Below are 17,315 nucleotides of genomic sequence, written 5' to 3' on the forward strand. Positions count from 1 at the left end.
TATTTAAGAATTAGTCCAAATAGGCGCGTTTCTCAAATTTCCAAGTACGAATTATTTCAAGGATATCTGTACTTTTTCTCATCTCTACAGGGAAGGGTTGGAAGGGCGCTGCAAGCCTAACAATTTGAATGGCTGCGTCATCTAGTATTGGTTTCCCAGATGATTCTAAGATCTCAATAGTTTTTACAGAACCATCGGGCTTGATTGAAACCAGTAGGCGTAAACTGCCGTACATTTTGTTTCTTCTAGCTTCTTCTGGATAGTTAAGATTGCCGATGTTTTCAATTTTCTTACGCCAGTTGTGAAGATAGAGAGCGTCTTCGCGCTTTTTGGTTGAGGCTGACGTCAAGCGTTTGATGCGAGGTTGCTTGGCTCTCAGTTCACGATGGGCATCAATCTCCGCTTGTAAGCTGGCCATCTCAAGGCTTCTCGCAAGTAAAGAGGTGCCGGGTGAGCCGCCGGATGGTGCTTCCTGTTGTTGCTTAGCAGTTATTGTGGACACCTTTTTTGTGCTTTGTGTAACCGTGATCACCTTTTGTTTCGCTTTTTGTGTAGAGCTGTTGTCTGCTTTTGTCTTCGCATTAACCGCTACGGCACTTGGTTCAGGTTTTGGAGGGGTTAGTTCAACCGCCTGCGCTATAGCAGTAGCTTGCTTCGGTTTGTTATCCCTGAATTCTGCTTTTTGAGGAGTGGATGGCAACAGTTTATCTTTGCTTGTACCGCTGCCTTCTTGGTTAGCTTGAGCAATAAAATCGGCCTGCTTTGGGGCTGCTTCTTGCTGGTATTGGGCTAAGGTTATCTCAATTGTTTTTTGGGGCGGGCGTTCGTTATTGAATGTGAACGTGATCCCCAAAATCGCCACTGCATGTAGTGCAGTGGCGAAAAATAACGTAAAACCGAAACGTTCAACCGCGGTTACTGTTTGAGCTACAGCGGTGCTCACTTGGTTGGGTCCTTTGTTAGCAGCATCTCTTTATTGCTTTGCCAATTTTTGTTCGATTGCGTCCATCAGCTGCATTCCAATATCCAGACCGTACTGATTATTCAATTCGCGAATGCAGGTTGGACTGGTTACATTAATTTCGGTGAGATAGTCACCAATGACATCCAGACCAACAAATAATAACCCTTTTTCTTTTAGGGTAGGAGCAATCTGTTTGCAGATCCAATAATCTCGTTCGGTGAGTTCGCGTCCTTCTCCTCGGCCGCCTGCGGCCAAGTTACCTCGAGTTTCCCCTTTTGCCGGGATTCGAGCTAGGCCATAAGGCACTGGTTCACCATCCACTAATAAAATGCGTTTATCGCCATCTACGATTTCAGGAATAAACTTTTGAGCCATGATGGTTTGTTGGCCGTGATTTGTAAGTGTTTCAATAATCACGCCTAGATTTAGGCCATCTTCTTTGATACGGAATATTTGTGAACCGCCCATGCCATCGAGTGGTTTAAAGATGACGTCACCATGCTCTTTGTGGAATTCGCGCAGCATTGATTCATGCTTGCTCACCAATACCGGAGGACAGCATTGTGGAAAATGAGTCGCGAACAGCTTCTCATTAAAATCGCGAAGGCTTTGGGGCTTGTTAACAATCAAAGAGCCTTCTTTTTCAGCCTGCTCCAATAGATAGGTTGTGTAGATAAATTCGTTATCGAATGGTGGATCTTTACGCATCAAAATCACGTTAAGATCGGACAGGTCACGGGTCTCGTATTCGCCGCGTTCAAACCATTTTTGCTCGTCCATCATTACTTCAATAGGAGCCATCTTAGCTTGAGCTTTACCGTCTAGTGAGAATAGATGCTGCTGCTCCATATACCATAGCTCCCAGCCTTTCTGCTGGGCTGCCCATAGCATGGCGAGTGAACTGTCTTTTTTGAATGTGATGTTATCAATAGGGTCCATCACAATGCCGAGCTTAATTGTCATTTTTTGATCCTTAATCTTTACCATTTAAGCGCACAGAGCATAATTTATGCCTAAGCAAGGTCGCCCCATAGATAATTGAGTAATGTTAATGCGGCTACGGGAGCTGTTTCTGTGCGCATAACGCGTGGTCCAAGTGTCAGAGGTTTGAACCCATATCGAGTTGCAAGTTCAACTTCATCGCTGGTAAGGCCGCCTTCCGGTCCAATTAGCAATGCAACAGAACGTGGAGCTGACATCTCTTGCAAAGGCTTTTCGCTGTGATGATGTAGAACAAGTTTAAGTTCTGCATCTTGGGCAGCTAGCCATTTTTCCAGATCGGTTGGGTATGCTATTTCCGGAGGTACAGTACGGCCCGATTGTTCACACGCACTAATGGCAATTTGATGCCAATGCTTCACGCGTTTTTCTTGGCGATCTTTGGGTAGTTTGACTTCACAGCGTTCAGAAAAAAGAGGCGTAATCGATTTTACGCCCATTTCAGTACTTTTCTGTATGGCATAATCCATTCTCTCCCCTCGAGAAAGCGTTTGACCAATAGTAATAGGTAAAGGGCTTTCAGTGGATGAGAGTGTGCTTTCAATGATGTGAGCCGTCACGCTGCGTTTTTCAATGTTGATTAACTCTGCCTTATATTCAGAGCCATCACCATTGAACAGAATGATCTGATCCTGAGGTCGCATTCTCAAAGAGCGACTGACGTGTTGAACGACAGAATCACTTAAAGATATATCTGCGCCAGTTTGCAAGGGCTGCGATTCAAAAAAACGGGGTATTCTCATAATTAAGGTTCAGTCGCCTTCAATGATTAGGTCTTCATCTATCAGTGCTTCATAGTCTGCCACGGCGAGAGGGCGGCTTAACAAGTAGCCTTGGACAACATCACATTGTTCTTCGCGGAGAATAGATAGCTGGCGTTCAGTTTCTACACCCTCTGCTACAACGTGTAGTTGTAAACCTTGGGCCATTAGAATAATCGCCTGAACTATTTTTAGATCCTGTGGGTTGGTATCGATATCGTCGATAAACGACTTGTCAATTTTAATATGATCGACAGGAAGGTTTTTGATACGGCTAAGCGAAGAGTAACCGGTACCGAAATCATCTATAGAAATGCTGACACCGAGATCACGTACGCGTTTTAGTTTCTCCTGAATGCGGCCTAGATCTTCGATCAATACACCCTCGGTAAGTTCAAGCTCTATATGTTCAAGCGATACATTGTATTGAGAAAAAATGCTTTGTAGTTTTAGCTCGAAATCGTTTCGCAGAAAACTGATGCCAGATAGGTTGATGGCAACGCGAGGAAAGGCAATGTCTTTGTCTAACCAATTACGGCATTGCTTGGCTACGGCATTGAGTACCCAGTGATCAAGGCGTGAAATCAAGCCGCTTTGCTCCGCCAGAGGAACAAAAACTGCTGGTGATATAGGGCCTAGTGTGGGATGTGTCCAGCGTAATAAGGTTTCAGCTGACAGCGGAGCATTACTTTCTAGATCAAACAACGGCTGGAATACCAAATAAAATTGGTCTTGGTCCATTGCAGTTGATAGATCTTGCCACAGAGCGATTTTTTGTTCTGTTGTTTGTCCTTTAATCTGGCTGAAGTAGAGCCAGCCTTGCTCTCGTTTGCGGGCCGTTTTAGCGGCGATTTCTGAGCGGCCTATCAATTCAAACTGTTGATCGCCATCCTCTGGATAGGAGGCTATGCCAATGCGTGCCCCAATTTGAATCTGTAGATTATCCAATTGGATTGGCTTTTCTATGGTATTAAGAATCGAATCGGCTACATCTTCAAGGTTGATGTGCGCTGGTTTGTTAATAAGCATCAGACCAAAGCAGCCCTCGCCAATTCGTGCTAAACGATGGTTGATTGAGAGCATTTGCCTTAAACGATTAGCTGTCTCAATCAGAATTTGGTCGCGCTGCTCGTCGCCTAATTCTATGGTTAAGTTTCTTAGTAGATCTAAGCGGATAAATAAAAATGAAACCTGTTCTTGGCTTTCAAAATTACGAATGATCTCTCGTTCAAGGGCTTCACCAATCGCTCGCCGATTATAGAGGCGTGTTACAGGGTCAAAGTTCTCGAGAAACTGAACATGTTCCTGCATATAGCGTAAGCGCTTGTTTTCAATTAAATGGTCACGAAACTCTTCTAATGACTGAGCTATTTGTCCGATTTCATCTTTATGATGGGTAAAGCGTATCTCCTGATCAATATCGCCCGAGGAGAGGCGTTTCATTTGACCAGAAAGAATGATGATCGGTTGAACGATATTTCTTGATATCAGAACTGCTGTAGCGAATGATGCAAATAGTACAGCCAGGGTGATCGTGATATAGCTAAGGGCGCGATTGATATATACCGGAATGAGATCATCAAGGTACACGCCTGTACCGATAATCAGATCGCTATCAGGGATTAGCTGCGCGTAAGTAAGCTTTTCGAGGGAGGGGCCACCGTCTGGTTTCGGTAGGTAGAGTTTCCAGAATTGAGATTTTTCAGGGTTTTCCAAAATTTGCTTGAAGCTGGCAGCAATGGCTTTGCCATTTTTTATGTTGGGTACTTCATTGATTAAAAGCCCTTCAAGCTCAGGTCGTTTGGGATGAAGGTAAACACGTGCTTCGTCGGTCATTAAAAAGATATAGCTTCCATCTGAATAGTTTGTGCCATAGATTAGCGAACGAAGTCGCTGTAAATATTCTGTTTCAGATATCTGTTGGGACTTTTTTAGCGCGCGAAGCTGGAGAACCTGACTGGCAGAGGCTTGAACAACACTGCGAATCTGATCTTTCTTTCCGGCCAAGGTGTCTTGGTATGAAAAGTAAAAGGCAAGACTGGAAGTCATCAGTATACCCAGCGCGAGTATGATGACGAGTCCAATCAGCTTTTGCCGGATGCTAAAATTACTAAGTTGCATTAATTTCAAAAGGCCGCGAAAAGTAAGTTTCTCATTATTGTCATATAACTTACTGTAGGCAATAAAAAAGCGCCATAAGGCGCTTTTTTTGGAGAAAAATCACTAAATTAAGATAGGCCTGCAGCTTCGCGTAGTGCGTCTGCTTTATCAGTGCGTTCCCATGTGAATGCAGTAAAGGTTTCACCTTTGTACTCCATTTCGAACGGGTTACGGCCAAAGTGGCCGTATGCAGCAGTTGGCTGATACATTGGGTGAAGTAGATCAAGCATTGTAGTGATCGCGTAAGGGCGAAGGTCAAAGTGCTCACGAACTAATTGAATGATCTTATCATCAGAGATCTTGCCAGTACCGAATGTATTGATCGATACAGACGTTGGCTCTGCTACACCAATTGCGTAAGACACCTGAATTTCACAACGGTCTGCTAGGCCCGCAGCCACAATGTTCTTCGCGACATAACGACCTGCGTAAGCAGCAGAACGGTCTACCTTTGATGGGTCTTTACCAGAGAATGCGCCACCACCATGACGAGCCATGCCGCCATAAGTATCAACAATGATTTTACGGCCTGTCAGACCACAGTCACCTACTGGACCACCGATTACGAAGTTGCCGGTTGGGTTGATGTGGAACTGAGTCTCTTTTGTGATCCATTCAGCAGGAATAACGTGCTTAACAATTAGCTCCATTACTGCTTCACGAAGATCTGCCTGCGATACTTCAGGGTTGTGCTGAGTAGATAGAACGAGTGCGTCAACACCTACAGGTTTACCGTTCTCATAGCGGAATGTTAGCTGGGATTTCGCATCTGGGCGTAACCATGGCAGGAGGCCGGATTTACGAACTTCAGCTTGGCGCTCAACTAGACGGTGAGAATAAGTGATTGGTGCCGGCATCAATACATCAGTTTCGTTTGATGCATAACCGAACATTAGGCCTTGGTCGCCTGCACCTTGATCTTCAGGCTTCGCACGGTCAACACCTTGGTTGATATCAGGGGATTGTTTACCGATGATGTTGATTACGCCACAGGTATCGCCATCGTAACCTACTTCAGAAGATGTGTAGCCGATATCATTGATAACTTTACGAACTAAATCTTCCAAATCTACCCAAGCAGACGTTGTGATTTCGCCAGATACAACTGCTACACCTGTCTTAACCAGTGTTTCGCAGGCTACACGTGCATGTTTGTCTTCAGCAATGATGGCATCCAGTACGGCATCGGAGATCTGATCCGCAATCTTATCTGGGTGACCTTCGGAAACGGATTCAGAAGTAAATAAGCTGTATTCGCTCATCGTCATTAATACCTTTCAACAGATGTTCATGGGTGGCTGATTGCTCTGCAAAGAAACAGAAATGCTTAAACAGTTGGCAAGCCATCCGGAAAATTTAGCGCATATTCTACCCGCGACTAAGGTTAAATGCATATCTTTCCCGTTTGCTAAGATGAGAATTATCGATTTTTGAATGAAAAACGCTCATTTTTACCCTGAAAGTGCAATTCTTATTTGAAGCTTTCCTCTATCTGCGAGAAAATTGCGCCCAATTTTTTCCTGAACCTTCTATTTTGGGCAAAACGCCCAGGAGCTGAGTTAATGTCTTCTCGTAGAGAACTTGCCAACGCGATTCGTGCGTTGAGCATGGATGCCGTACAGAAAGCTAAATCTGGTCACCCGGGTGCCCCAATGGGTATGGCGGATATCGCTGAAGTGCTTTGGAACGATTTTATGAAGCACAACCCAACAAACCCGCAGTGGTTCGATCGAGACCGTTTCGTACTGTCCAATGGTCATGGCTCTATGCTGATCTACAGCTTGCTTCACCTGACTGGCTACGATGTCTCTATCGAAGATTTGAAAAACTTCCGCCAGCTTCATTCTAAAACAGCGGGTCACCCTGAATATGGTTACTGCCCAGGTGTAGAAACGACAACAGGTCCTTTGGGTCAAGGCATTACTAACGCGGTTGGTTTTGCAGTTGCAGAGAAAACGCTAGCTGCTCAGTTCAACCGTGCAGGTCACGATATTGTTGATCACAACACGTATGTGTTCATGGGTGATGGCTGCTTGATGGAAGGTATTTCTCATGAGGCTTGTTCTCTAGCGGGTACGCTGGGTCTTGGGAAACTGATTGCATTCTGGGATGACAACGGCATCTCAATTGATGGTGAAGTTGAAGGCTGGTATACGGACGATAACGTTAAACGTTTTGAGTCTTACGGTTGGCAGGTTATCCCTAATGTTGATGGTCACGATGCTGACCAGATTCGTGCGGCGATCGAGCAAGCGAAAGAAAATACAGAACAACCAACACTGATCTGCTGTAAAACAGTTATCGGTTTTGGTTCTCCGAACAAAGAAGGTAAAGAAGACTGTCACGGTGCACCACTGGGTGATGATGAAATCGCTCTGACACGTGAGCGTCTGGGCTGGACTCATCCTGCTTTTGAAGTTCCTTCTGAAATTGCTGAAGACTGGAATGCGCAGGAAGCGGGTGTTCACGCTGAAAATGAGTGGAACGAACGTTTTGCTGCGTACCGTGCTGAGTTCCCAGAACTAGCAGATGAGCTACTACGTCGTATCTCTGGAGAACTGCCAGCTGATTTTTCAGAAAAAGCTGATGCTTACATCGCAGAAATTGCTGAGAAAGGTGAAACAATCGCTTCTCGTAAGGCATCTCAGAATGCGTTGAATGCATACGGTCCTCTTCTACCTGAGCTACTAGGTGGCTCTGCCGATCTAGCAGGTTCTAACTTGACTCTATGGTCTGGCTGCAAAGGTGTAGAGAAAAACGATGCCTCTGGTAACTACCTGTTCTACGGTGTACGTGAATTTGGTATGTCTGCGATCATGAACGGTATCGCTTTGCACGGTGGTTTCATCCCTTATGGTGCGACCTTCCTTGTATTTATGGAATACGCACGTAATGCAGTTCGTATGGCTGCACTGATGAAGCAACGTGCTATCCATGTTTATACGCACGATTCTATTGGTTTGGGTGAAGATGGTCCGACTCACCAGCCAGTTGAGCAAGTGGCTAACCTACGTCACACGCCAAACATGAGTACATGGCGTCCCTGTGATGCAGTTGAGTCTGCAGTAGCTTGGAAGGCTGCGCTTGAGCGTGCAGATGGCCCAACGGCAATGATCTTTTCGCGTCAGGGATTACCGCATCAGGTCCGTTCAGAAGAGCAGATTGCAAACATCGCGAAAGGTGGTTACATCCTACGTGACACTGATGGACAGCCAGATGCTATCCTGATTGCTACAGGTTCTGAAGTAGGCCTTGCAATGGATGCTGCTGAAGCGCTTGCTGCTGAAGGTACGAACGTTCGTGTAGTTTCTATGCCAGAAACGGGTGTGTTCGATCAGCAGTCTTCTGAATACCGTGAGTCCGTTCTTCCTGCTGCCGTGACAGCACGTGTTGCTGTTGAAGCGCTGCAGGCAGACTTCTGGTACAAATACGTTGGTTTGAACGGTGCCATCGTCGGTATGCGTACCTTCGGTGAATCTGCGCCTGCAGGTGAATTGTTCAAACACTTCGGTTTCACTACTGAAAACGTAGTTGAAACGGTTAAATCTGTTCTGTAATAGAACACGTAAAAAGACCCGGGGTTCCGGGTCTTTTTATTTTTAGGGTAGGGTTCTAGATTGAGTTATCGCGTTGCAATCAATGGCTATGGTCGAATCGGCCAGTGTGTCCTGCGTGCGATTTATGAAAATGGATTGCAAAATCTATTTAGGGTTGTTGCTATCAATGAGCTGTCCGATCTTGAAACGGTAACCTACCTGACACGCTACGACACGACTCATGGTCGTTTTCCGGTGTCTGTTGAACACAATGGCAAGCAGCTTCTGGTCAATGGAGACACTATTCAGATTCTGAGTGAATCTGATGCTGAGGATCTGCCTTGGGCTGATTTGGGTATTGATCTTCTCTTTGAGTGTTCAGGATCGTTTAAAGCTCGCTCTCTAGCTGAGTTACATTTGCATAGCGGTGCTCAGCGCTTGTTGTTTTCTCAGCCTGCTACAGATGAGGTAGATGCAACTATCGTCTTTGGTTTGAACGAGAAATTGCTACGTCCCGAGCATAAAGTTGTCTCAGCGGCTTCCTGTACCACCAACTGTATTATCCCAGTACTAGATCTACTAGATAAACAGCTTGGGATTGAAAATGGTGTCACGACCACGATTCATTCCGCGATGAATGATCAGCCGGTTATCGATAGTTACCATCAAACTGATTTACGTCTAACTCGAAGTGCTATGCATTCAATTGTGCCTGTAGACACAGGTCTAGATAAGGGTATTGATCGTCTGTTACCGCATCTCGCGGGTATGTTTCAGTGCCTGCATGTTCGAGTTCCCACGATAAATGTATCGATGATGGATCTCTCAATTAATGTGTCGCAGCCGACCAATGTCGAAGAGGTGAATCACATCCTGCAGCGTGCCTCTATCGAAGGGCCGTTAAAGGGACTATTAGGTTATACCGAAGAGCCCCATGCTTCGGTAGACTTCAACCGCGATTCCCGTTCCGCGGTAGTAGACGGTACCCAGACAAAAGTGTCTGAAGGGCGTCTGATCAAGCTTGTTTGTTGGTTTGATAATGAATGGGGCTTTGCTAACCGTATGTTAGATGTTGCACAGCACTGGTTAGCGTTAGGCGGTGAAGAAACATAAGCTGCTAAAGAAACGAATTCCTGATTTAAATATTTAAAAACTTAAGTAGGGCACGTCAATGAGCGTACTGAAAATGAGCGAACTGGATCTGAGCGGCAAGCGCGTTCTGATCCGTGAAGACCTAAACGTACCAGTGAAAAATGGTGAAGTAACTTCTGATGCGCGTATCCGCGCATCATTGCCGACTATTGAGCTGGCACTTAAAGCAGGTGCTAAGGTGATGGTCATGTCTCACCTAGGTCGACCAACGGAAGGTGAATACAACGAAGAGTTCTCTCTACAGCCTGTAGCTAACCATATTGGCAGTTTGTTGGGTCGCGAAGTTCCACTAATTAAAGATTGGTTGGACGGAGGCTTTGAGGTTGCAGAAGGCGATCTGGTATTGCTGGAAAACGTTCGCTTTAATGTAGGCGAAAAGAAAGACAATGAAGAGTTATCTCAGAAGATGGCTGCATTGTGTGATGTTTATGTGATGGATGCATTCGGTACGGCACACCGTGCTCAAGCGTCGACCCACGGCGTGGCGAAATTTGCTGAAGTCGCATGTGCTGGCCCTCTATTAGCAGGTGAACTAGATGCCTTGGGTAAGGCGCTAGATAAGCCTGCACGTTCGCTCGCAGCGATCGTTGGCGGATCTAAAGTATCGACGAAACTTGAAGTGCTAACAGCGCTATCCGACCAAGTTGATCAGTTGATCGTCGGTGGAGGCATTGCGAACACTTTCCTGGCTGCGGCAGGTAAGCCAGTGGGTAAATCACTGTGCGAACATGACCTGATTCCGGTAGCTCAGGATCTGATGAAGAAAGTAAACATCCCGATGCCGGTTGATGTTGTGGTTGCCAAAGAGTTTGCTGAAACAGCTGAAGCGACGGTTAAATCTGTTGATGATGTAGCTGAAGATGACATGATTTTGGATATTGGTCCTCAATCTGCACAAAACCTAGCTGAACTGCTGAAAGATGCAGGAACAATCATCTGGAACGGTCCAGTTGGTGTATTTGAATTTGACCAGTTTGGTGAAGGTACTAAGACGTTGTCTCTAGCTATCGCTGAAAACCACGGTTTCTCTATAGCGGGCGGTGGTGACACCTTAGCAGCTGTGGATAAATACGATATTGCAGATAAGGTATCTTATATCTCTACTGGTGGTGGTGCGTTCCTTGAGTTTGTTGAAGGTAAGAAGCTACCTGCAGTGGCTGCTCTGGAAGCTAAAAACGCTTAAGCACTAATTTTAATAATGGATGGGTGGTAAACTCTGCCCATCCCCGTCTTTCGACGAAGTTAACAGATATTTAAAGGTGACAAAATGGCTCTGATCTCCATGCGTCAGCTGCTGGATCATGCTGCTGAAAACGACTATGGCATTCCAGCATTCAACGTGAACAATCTGGAACAGATGCGCGCTATTATGGAAGCGGCAGATAAAACTAACTCTCCAGTAATTGTTCAGGCGTCTGCCGGTGCGCGTAAATATGCAGGCTCTAACTTCCTGCGTCACATGATCGAAGCGGCGATTGCTGAATTCCCGCATATCCCGGTATGTATGCACCAGGACCACGGTACGTCTCCTGCGGTTTGTCAGCGTACTATCGCGATGGGCTTCTCCTCTGTCATGATGGACGGTTCCCTGATGTCTGATGGTAAAACGCCATCAAGCTACGAATACAACGTTGATGTTACTCGCCGTACGGTTGAAATGGCACATGCGTGTGGTGTTTCTGTAGAGGGTGAGCTGGGTTGTCTGGGTTCTTTGGAAACAGGTCAAGCGGGCGAAGAAGACGGTATCGGTGCTGAAGGTACATTGTCTCACGATCAGATGCTGACAGATCCAGATGAAGCAGCAGACTTCGTGAAGAAGACTGGTGTAGACGCTTTGGCAATAGCTTGTGGTACATCTCACGGTGCATACAAGTTTACTCGTCCACCTACCGGTGACATTCTAGCGATTGATCGCATCAAAGCGATCAATGAGCGCATTCCGGGGACTCACCTAGTAATGCATGGTTCCTCTTCTGTTCCTCAGGAATGGTTGGCTGTAATTAATGAGTTTGGTGGCGAGATTCCAGAAACTTACGGTGTGCCTGTTGAGCAGATCGTTGAAGGTATCAAGTACGGTGTGCGTAAAGTAAACATCGACACAGACCTTCGTCTAGCATCTACTGGTGCGATCCGCCGTTTCTTGGCTGAAAACCCAGCTGAGTTTGACCCACGTAAATACCTGAAGAAGTCTATGGAAGCGATGACAGATATCTGTGTAAATCGCTACGAAGCTTTCGGTACAGCAGGTAATGCGTCGAAGATCACTGCGATCTCTCTGGAAAACATGGCCGAGAAATACGAAAGTGGTGAACTAGATCCAAAAATTGCTTAAATTGATTTCTGTTTAAGCCATAAAAAAAACCGCCTTAGGGCGGTTTTTTATGGCCTTAGAAAAGCTTTAAAATAGCTCTTCCGCAGTATTGGTGGATGCAGAATTGCTAGGTGTAGCATAACCGGTTGGAATATTTTTCTTACGGAAATATTCGTAGATGGCGTCAGCCTGCCCAGGGTAAGCCAATTGTCCACTGCGAGGATCAATTTTTACGCTAACAATGCCTTGAGGAGCTTTGGGTGCATTTTCAGGTTTGTCCTCAAGTGCATCTCGCATGAAATCGATCCAGATCGGTAGGGCAGCTGTGCCGCCAAACTCACGTCGGCCTAAGGTTTTAGGTTGATCGAAACCAACCCAGGCGGTCGCAACGAAGTCTTGGTTGAAACCAGAGAACCACGCATCTTTCTGATCATTGGTAGTTCCGGTTTTACCCGCTATATCTTTACGTTTGAGTATTAGAGCTTTGCGAGCAGTGCCTCGGCGAATTGTATCCTGCATGATGTTATAGGTCAGGAATGACACTTGCTCGTTATATATTCGTGGAGCAAGCTTTTGTTCTTGGCTTTGCTCGCAATCGTTATTACATACAGTAGCGGGTTGGGCGGTGAACAGGTTCTCTCCAAACTGAGTTTCAATGCGCTGAATAAAATAAGGTTCTACTTTGAAGCCACCATTGGCAAAAGCCGCATAACCTGTGGCTAGTTGAAGCGGTGTTACGTCTGCTGTACCCAAAGATAAAGATAAATTGTTGGGTAGTTTCGTGCGGTCGAAACCTGCTAGATCTAGGTAAGTTTGGGCTGCGTCTATACCTATTGCTCGCAGAAGTCTAATTGAAACAAGGTTTCTTGATTTATAGAGAGCTTCACGTAGGCGTGTAGGGCCGTAGAATTTTTTGCTGGAATTTTCCGGGCGCCAATTGCCTTCCAATTGTTGGTCATGGATGACAATTGGGGCATCGTTAATTAAAGAGGCGGGAGAATAGCCTTTATCCAATGCAGCAGCATAAATAAAAGGTTTGAAGTTTGAACCCGGCTGACGAACGGCTTGAGTGCTGCGATTAAATTTATTGTGAGTGAAATTAAATCCGCCTACGAGAGATACAATAGCACCATCTTTAGGGTTCAAGGCAACAAGGGAACCTTGAACTTTAGGAGTTTGCGTTAGATGGAATTTCCCTTCCTTCTCTCGAATTCGAATTAAATCCCCGATTTTTAATACGTCGCTAGCCTTCTTCGGGGCTTTGCCTGTGTAGTTGACCGATTTGTATGGTTTTGCCCATGCTATACCTTCCCATTCTAGCGTCGCTTTTTTTCCTTCTTTCAAGAGTAATTCTGCAGATTTATCATCGACTGATAGAACAACTGCTGGTTGAAGGGTGAAGTAAGAAATTACTTTGTTCAATTTCTTCTGTAGATCATCAGAAGAGGTGTTGGCGATATCCCACTGGTCCTCAGCTCCTAGGTAGCCATGGCGCTCAGAGTAAGCCACCAAGCCGTTTGATACAGCGATGTTTGCTGACGATTGAAGTTTGCTATCCAGAGTCGTGTAGACTTTATATCCATCGGTATACAGATTCTCACCGAATTGTTCGTATAGTTCTTTTCGAACCATCTCTGCAACATAATATGCGCGCAGTTCAATATCGCTTGTGTGATATTTAGCTGTAACGGGAGCGGCAATAGCTTCTTCTAACTGTTGATCATTAATGAAACTGAGCGAGTGCATACGTTTAAGAATCCAATTTCGTCGCTCTATCGCCCTACTAGGGTTGGTGATCGGGTTAAAAGCAGAAGGGGCTTTAGGCAGACCGGCAATCATTGCATGCTGAGCAAGACTTAAGTTTTCGATATTCTTGCCGTAATAGACATTAGCTGCTGCTTGTATACCGTATGAACGGTGGCCTAAATAGATTTTATTGATATAGAGCTCAAAGATTTCTTCTTTACTTAGTTCTTGCTCGATTCTAAGTGCGAGCAAAATTTCCATGAACTTTCGTGTAAACGTTTTCTCACGAGTAAGGAAGAAGTTTTTAGCAACCTGCATGGTGATGGTCGAACCACCACTTTGGATATGACCAGTTGATGCTAATTGGAATGCAGCTCGAGATAGGCCTTTAATATCAATGCCGAAGTGGTCAAAAAAACGACTGTCTTCAGCAGCGGTAAGAGCATGAATGAACTGAGGTGGGATCTCTTCAAAGTTGATCGGTGTGCGACGTTTTTCACCAAATTCAGCAATGAGCTTTTCGTCCTGAGAGAAAATTCGCAAAGGAGTTTGAAACTGAACATCTTTAAGTGAATCGGTATTGGGTAGTTTTGGAGAGAAGTGGTAATAGACGCCTGCAAACGTAAGTGTGCCTAAGAACAAGCAAAAAATACCGATTTTAAACAAAAGTTTGAAAAGCGAAACCATAGCTGACATGCTACTCTGATACGTTGAAAAGTTGATTTGGGTCTATTATATAGATAGGTGGTATTGATCCTCTAGCAGATATTAAATATTAATTAGTTTTTAATATCTCTTAGGGTAAGCCAAGGGTACTTAATACACATTAACGCAGGACTAGTTAGGGAATATATTTGTGTTGGGCTTTTTGGGAAACAAGTCAAGTTGTTTGGTTGGGCTGGATGTCGGATCTTCATCCGTAAAGTTAGTGGCTCTTTCTAAAAATGGCGGTGGTTATACTCTAGAATCTTATGCCGTGGTTTCGTTACCTACGACAGCTGTTATTGATGGCAATATTCAAGATATTGGTCAGGTGGCTGAAACAATAGAAAAAGCAGTAAAAGTGGCAGGAGGGAAATTGTCGTCTGCTATTGCTGCTGTGCCAGCGTCTGCCGTTATTACAAAACGTATTGAAATGAGTAATGCCTTCACAGAATTTGAGCTTGAAGAGCAAATCAAGGTCGAGGCCGATCAGTTTATTCCATACCCATTAGATGAAGTTGCGCTGGATTTTGAGGTGTTAGGTCCAGTCAAAAATAATGATAGCTTACAACAAGTATTACTTGTGGCTTGTAGAAAGACAGATGTCGAACAGCGTGAAGATGTAATTAGTAATTCAGGGCTGCAATGTTCAATTGTTGATGTAGATACCTTTGCCGTCGAGAGGGCTTTTCCATTAATTTCTCCTGAGCAGAGAGATGAATCTAATTTGATTGGTGTTGTTGATATTGGAGCTGCTACGCTTACTCTAAATGTATTCAAAGGTACTGAGATTGTTTATAGCCGTGAGCAGGCTTTTGGGGGTAATGATTTAACAAATACTATTCATCAACAGTATGGAATGAGTGTCGAAGAAGTAGAACAGTCGTTAAGGCTTAATGAATTATCTTCTGAAATTCATGACATGGTGGTCTTACCATTCAGGGGGACTGTGGCGCAACAAGTGTCTCGATCCCTTCAATTCTTTTATTCATCTGGTGCCCATAGTGAACTTTCCGCATTGTTTTTGTCTGGAGGGACTGCAACTATCAAGGGGCTTGTTGATCAGCTAACTGAAGAACTGGGTATAAACGCCGATATGGCTAACCCATTCTTAAATATGTCAATTAGTTCACGTGTAAATCGTTCAAGGTTAGAGCGTGATGCGCCTTCTTTGATAAAAGCATGTGGGTTGGCAATGCGTGGATTTGAGGACAAGGTGTAGATTATGGCTACAATCAATTTAAGGCCTTGGCGTGAAGAAAAGTCCAAAGAACGCCAGAAGCATTTCTTAATAAATTTGGGCGGTGCCGCCTTGTTTGCCGGAGCTGTTGTTCTAGGGATAGGGTATTATTTTGATTTAATGCATGATCGGCAGGTTGACAGAAATGATTATCTTAAAGCCGAATCTGCAAAGCTAGATAAGAAGCTCAAAGAAATTAAAGAATTAAAGGAAAAGAAGCAGCGGTTACTAGCGCGATTGGATGCAATACAGCAGCTGCAGGCATCTAGGCCAATAATCGTGAGGAATTTTGATGAATTGGTGAAAGTTTTGCCCGATGGTATTTATTATTCTCGAGTGAGTCGTAAAGCAAATAGTATCGGCATTAATGGAGTCGCTGAAGATAAATTGGATGTTTCAAATCTTATGCGAAATATTAATTCATCTATATGGTTTGGTGAGCCAACTCTCAGTACAGTTAAGTTGTCTAAAGAGGGATTGAATTCATTTTCTTTATCTTTACCAGTAGTAACGCCAAAAGAGAAGAAAGGGAGTTAAATAATGGAGGTGCTAAAGAACGCATTCAAAGGTTTTGATCCAGGGAATATGGATTTTTCTAGTGCTGGTAATTGGCCGATTGGTGTTAAATATATTTCATACCTCTTGGTTATAGTAATTATTTTAGTGGCAGGTACTCATTTTTATATTGCAGAGAAGCAAAAAGGCCTAGAGAGAGTTATTGCAAAAGAAGAAGGCCTAAAAACACAATATAAAAGCAAGGCCCTACAAGTTGCTAACTTAGAAGCACTTCGACTACAGATGAAAGATGTTGAGGGGCGCTTTAAGGAGTTGTTAAAGCAGTTGCCTACAAAAAAAGAGGTGCCTGGTTTGTTGGATGATATAACTAATTTAGGTACTGCGGCGGGGCTAAATATAGGATCAATTGTATTAGCTTCTGAGAAAAGAGCTGATTTCTATAGAGAGTTGCCAATAAAAATTAATGTGTCTGGGTCTTATCACCAGTTAGGTCAATTTGTAAGTGGTGTTGCTGGTTTATCTAGAATTGTTACTATGCATAATTATTCTATTAAGCCACTGAATGCGGGTGTTTCAATGAATATTGAAGCTAAAACCTATAGGTATGATGACAACGAACCAGCATCCAAGAAAAAGAAAACTAAAAAGGGGAGGAAAAAATGATTAAGAATATAAAGTTTATTTTCTGCTCTTTGGTCACCTCTCTTTTGGCGGGATGTGTAGATTGGGTTGATGATACAACTGATTTGCAAAAATATGTGGCTAAAACAAATCAAATTAAAGGCGGGAAAATTGAACCTTTGCCAGAGTTTCAGCCATATAATAGTTTTGTTTATGAAGGTGCTTCATTAAGGGAGCCTTTCAGAGCAATCGAACTCGCTCCTGAAAAGGAAAGTTTGCCTGAGGATGGCTTATTTGGAGAGCTTAAGCCTGATTCAGAGAGAGAAAAGAGTTATCTGGAATCGTTTGCAATTGATAATCTCAATATGGTTGGAACAATCAATCAAAGAGACGATGATCGCCTTTGGGCTTTAGTTAAGGATAATAATTCCGAAATACATAGAGTCACAGTAGGTGATTATATGGGGTTAGATCATGGTGAAATAATCTCTTTAGATGAGTTGCAAATAAATATAATTGAAATAATCAAAAATGGTCGCGGTGGTTGGATGAAACGCACCCGTAGCCTTGCCTTGAATGAGCCGGAATAAGGGATAATATTGTGAAA

14 protein-coding genes are annotated in these 17,315 nt (G+C 44.2%); 8 read left to right on the forward strand and 6 right to left on the reverse strand.

All coding sequences use genetic code 11. The annotated features are described in order from the left end of the window. Positions 1-10: 10 nt before the first annotated feature. The 5 genes from ACMXYU_RS01510 to metK all read right to left on the reverse strand — a co-directional run bounded on the left by ACMXYU_RS01510 (position 11) and on the right by metK (position 6,146). Complete coding sequence (locus ACMXYU_RS01510; RefSeq protein ID WP_415899885.1) at positions 11-943, reverse strand: TonB family protein; 933 nt, start codon at positions 941-943, stop codon at positions 11-13. A gap of 30 nt (positions 944-973) precedes the next feature. Next, complete coding sequence (gshB, locus tag ACMXYU_RS01515; RefSeq protein WP_415899886.1) at positions 974-1,927, reverse strand: glutathione synthase; 954 nt, start codon at positions 1,925-1,927, stop codon at positions 974-976. 50 nt (positions 1,928-1,977) lie between these two features. Then, entirely contained in the window at positions 1,978-2,706 is a 729-nt protein-coding gene (locus tag ACMXYU_RS01520; RefSeq protein WP_415899887.1) for a 16S rRNA (uracil(1498)-N(3))-methyltransferase, read from the reverse strand. A gap of 9 nt (positions 2,707-2,715) precedes the next feature. Beyond that, positions 2,716-4,773, reverse strand: coding sequence for an EAL domain-containing protein (locus ACMXYU_RS01525; RefSeq protein WP_415899889.1), 2,058 nt, complete (start codon positions 4,771-4,773; stop codon positions 2,716-2,718). Positions 4,774-4,952: 179 nt separating this feature from the next. Then, positions 4,953-6,146: a methionine adenosyltransferase gene (gene metK / locus ACMXYU_RS01530; protein ID WP_415899890.1), complete on the reverse strand. Its 1,194-nt coding sequence runs from the start codon at positions 6,144-6,146 to the stop codon at positions 4,953-4,955. 300 nt (positions 6,147-6,446) lie between these two features. Here metK and tkt point away from each other — a divergent pair, with 300 nt between their 5' ends. From tkt to fba, 4 genes are all read left to right on the forward strand, one after another. Next, entirely contained in the window at positions 6,447-8,441 is a 1,995-nt protein-coding gene (tkt, locus tag ACMXYU_RS01535; protein ID WP_415899891.1) for a transketolase, read from the forward strand. 60 nt (positions 8,442-8,501) lie between these two features. Beyond that, positions 8,502-9,533: a type I glyceraldehyde-3-phosphate dehydrogenase gene (locus ACMXYU_RS01540; RefSeq protein WP_415899892.1), complete on the forward strand. Its 1,032-nt coding sequence runs from the start codon at positions 8,502-8,504 to the stop codon at positions 9,531-9,533. Between the two features lie 58 nt (positions 9,534-9,591). Further along, positions 9,592-10,755 (forward strand): phosphoglycerate kinase, encoded by a 1,164-nt coding sequence (locus tag ACMXYU_RS01545; RefSeq protein ID WP_415899893.1) that lies wholly within the window; start codon positions 9,592-9,594, stop codon positions 10,753-10,755. Positions 10,756-10,839: 84 nt separating this feature from the next. Then, on the forward strand, positions 10,840-11,904 hold the full coding sequence (gene fba, locus ACMXYU_RS01550) for a class II fructose-bisphosphate aldolase (protein WP_415899895.1): 1,065 nt from the start codon (positions 10,840-10,842) through the stop codon (positions 11,902-11,904). 66 nt (positions 11,905-11,970) lie between these two features. Here the strand turns inward: fba and ACMXYU_RS01555 are convergent, their stop codons facing one another. Beyond that, positions 11,971-14,325: a penicillin-binding protein 1A gene (locus tag ACMXYU_RS01555; protein ID WP_415899896.1), complete on the reverse strand. Its 2,355-nt coding sequence runs from the start codon at positions 14,323-14,325 to the stop codon at positions 11,971-11,973. A gap of 160 nt (positions 14,326-14,485) precedes the next feature. Here ACMXYU_RS01555 and pilM point away from each other — a divergent pair, with 160 nt between their 5' ends. From pilM to ACMXYU_RS01575, 4 genes are read left to right on the forward strand one after another with little or no spacing between them, the layout of a single operon-like run. After that, positions 14,486-15,553 carry a type IV pilus assembly protein PilM gene (pilM, locus tag ACMXYU_RS01560; RefSeq protein WP_415899897.1) on the forward strand — a complete coding sequence of 356 codons (1,068 nt, stop codon included), beginning with the start codon at positions 14,486-14,488 and terminating at the stop codon, positions 15,551-15,553. A 3-nt stretch (positions 15,554-15,556) separates the two neighbouring features. Next, a complete protein-coding gene (locus tag ACMXYU_RS01565) occupies positions 15,557-16,108 on the forward strand; it encodes a PilN domain-containing protein (protein WP_415899898.1) in 552 nt (183 codons plus the stop codon). A 3-nt stretch (positions 16,109-16,111) separates the two neighbouring features. Further along, positions 16,112-16,750: a type 4a pilus biogenesis protein PilO gene (locus ACMXYU_RS01570; protein WP_415899900.1), complete on the forward strand. Its 639-nt coding sequence runs from the start codon at positions 16,112-16,114 to the stop codon at positions 16,748-16,750. Then, the gene (locus ACMXYU_RS01575; protein WP_415899901.1) at positions 16,747-17,298 is read left to right on the forward strand and encodes a pilus assembly protein PilP; all 552 of its coding nucleotides are present in this window, start codon (positions 16,747-16,749) and stop codon (positions 17,296-17,298) included. Before ACMXYU_RS01570 ends, ACMXYU_RS01575 begins: the two co-directional genes overlap by 4 nt. Positions 17,299-17,315: the final 17 nt, after the last annotated feature.

Origin of the sequence: Neptuniibacter sp. QD48_11, from assembly GCF_047778095.1 — a bacterium.
Taxonomy (GTDB): Bacteria; Pseudomonadota; Gammaproteobacteria; order Pseudomonadales; family Balneatricaceae; genus Neptuniibacter.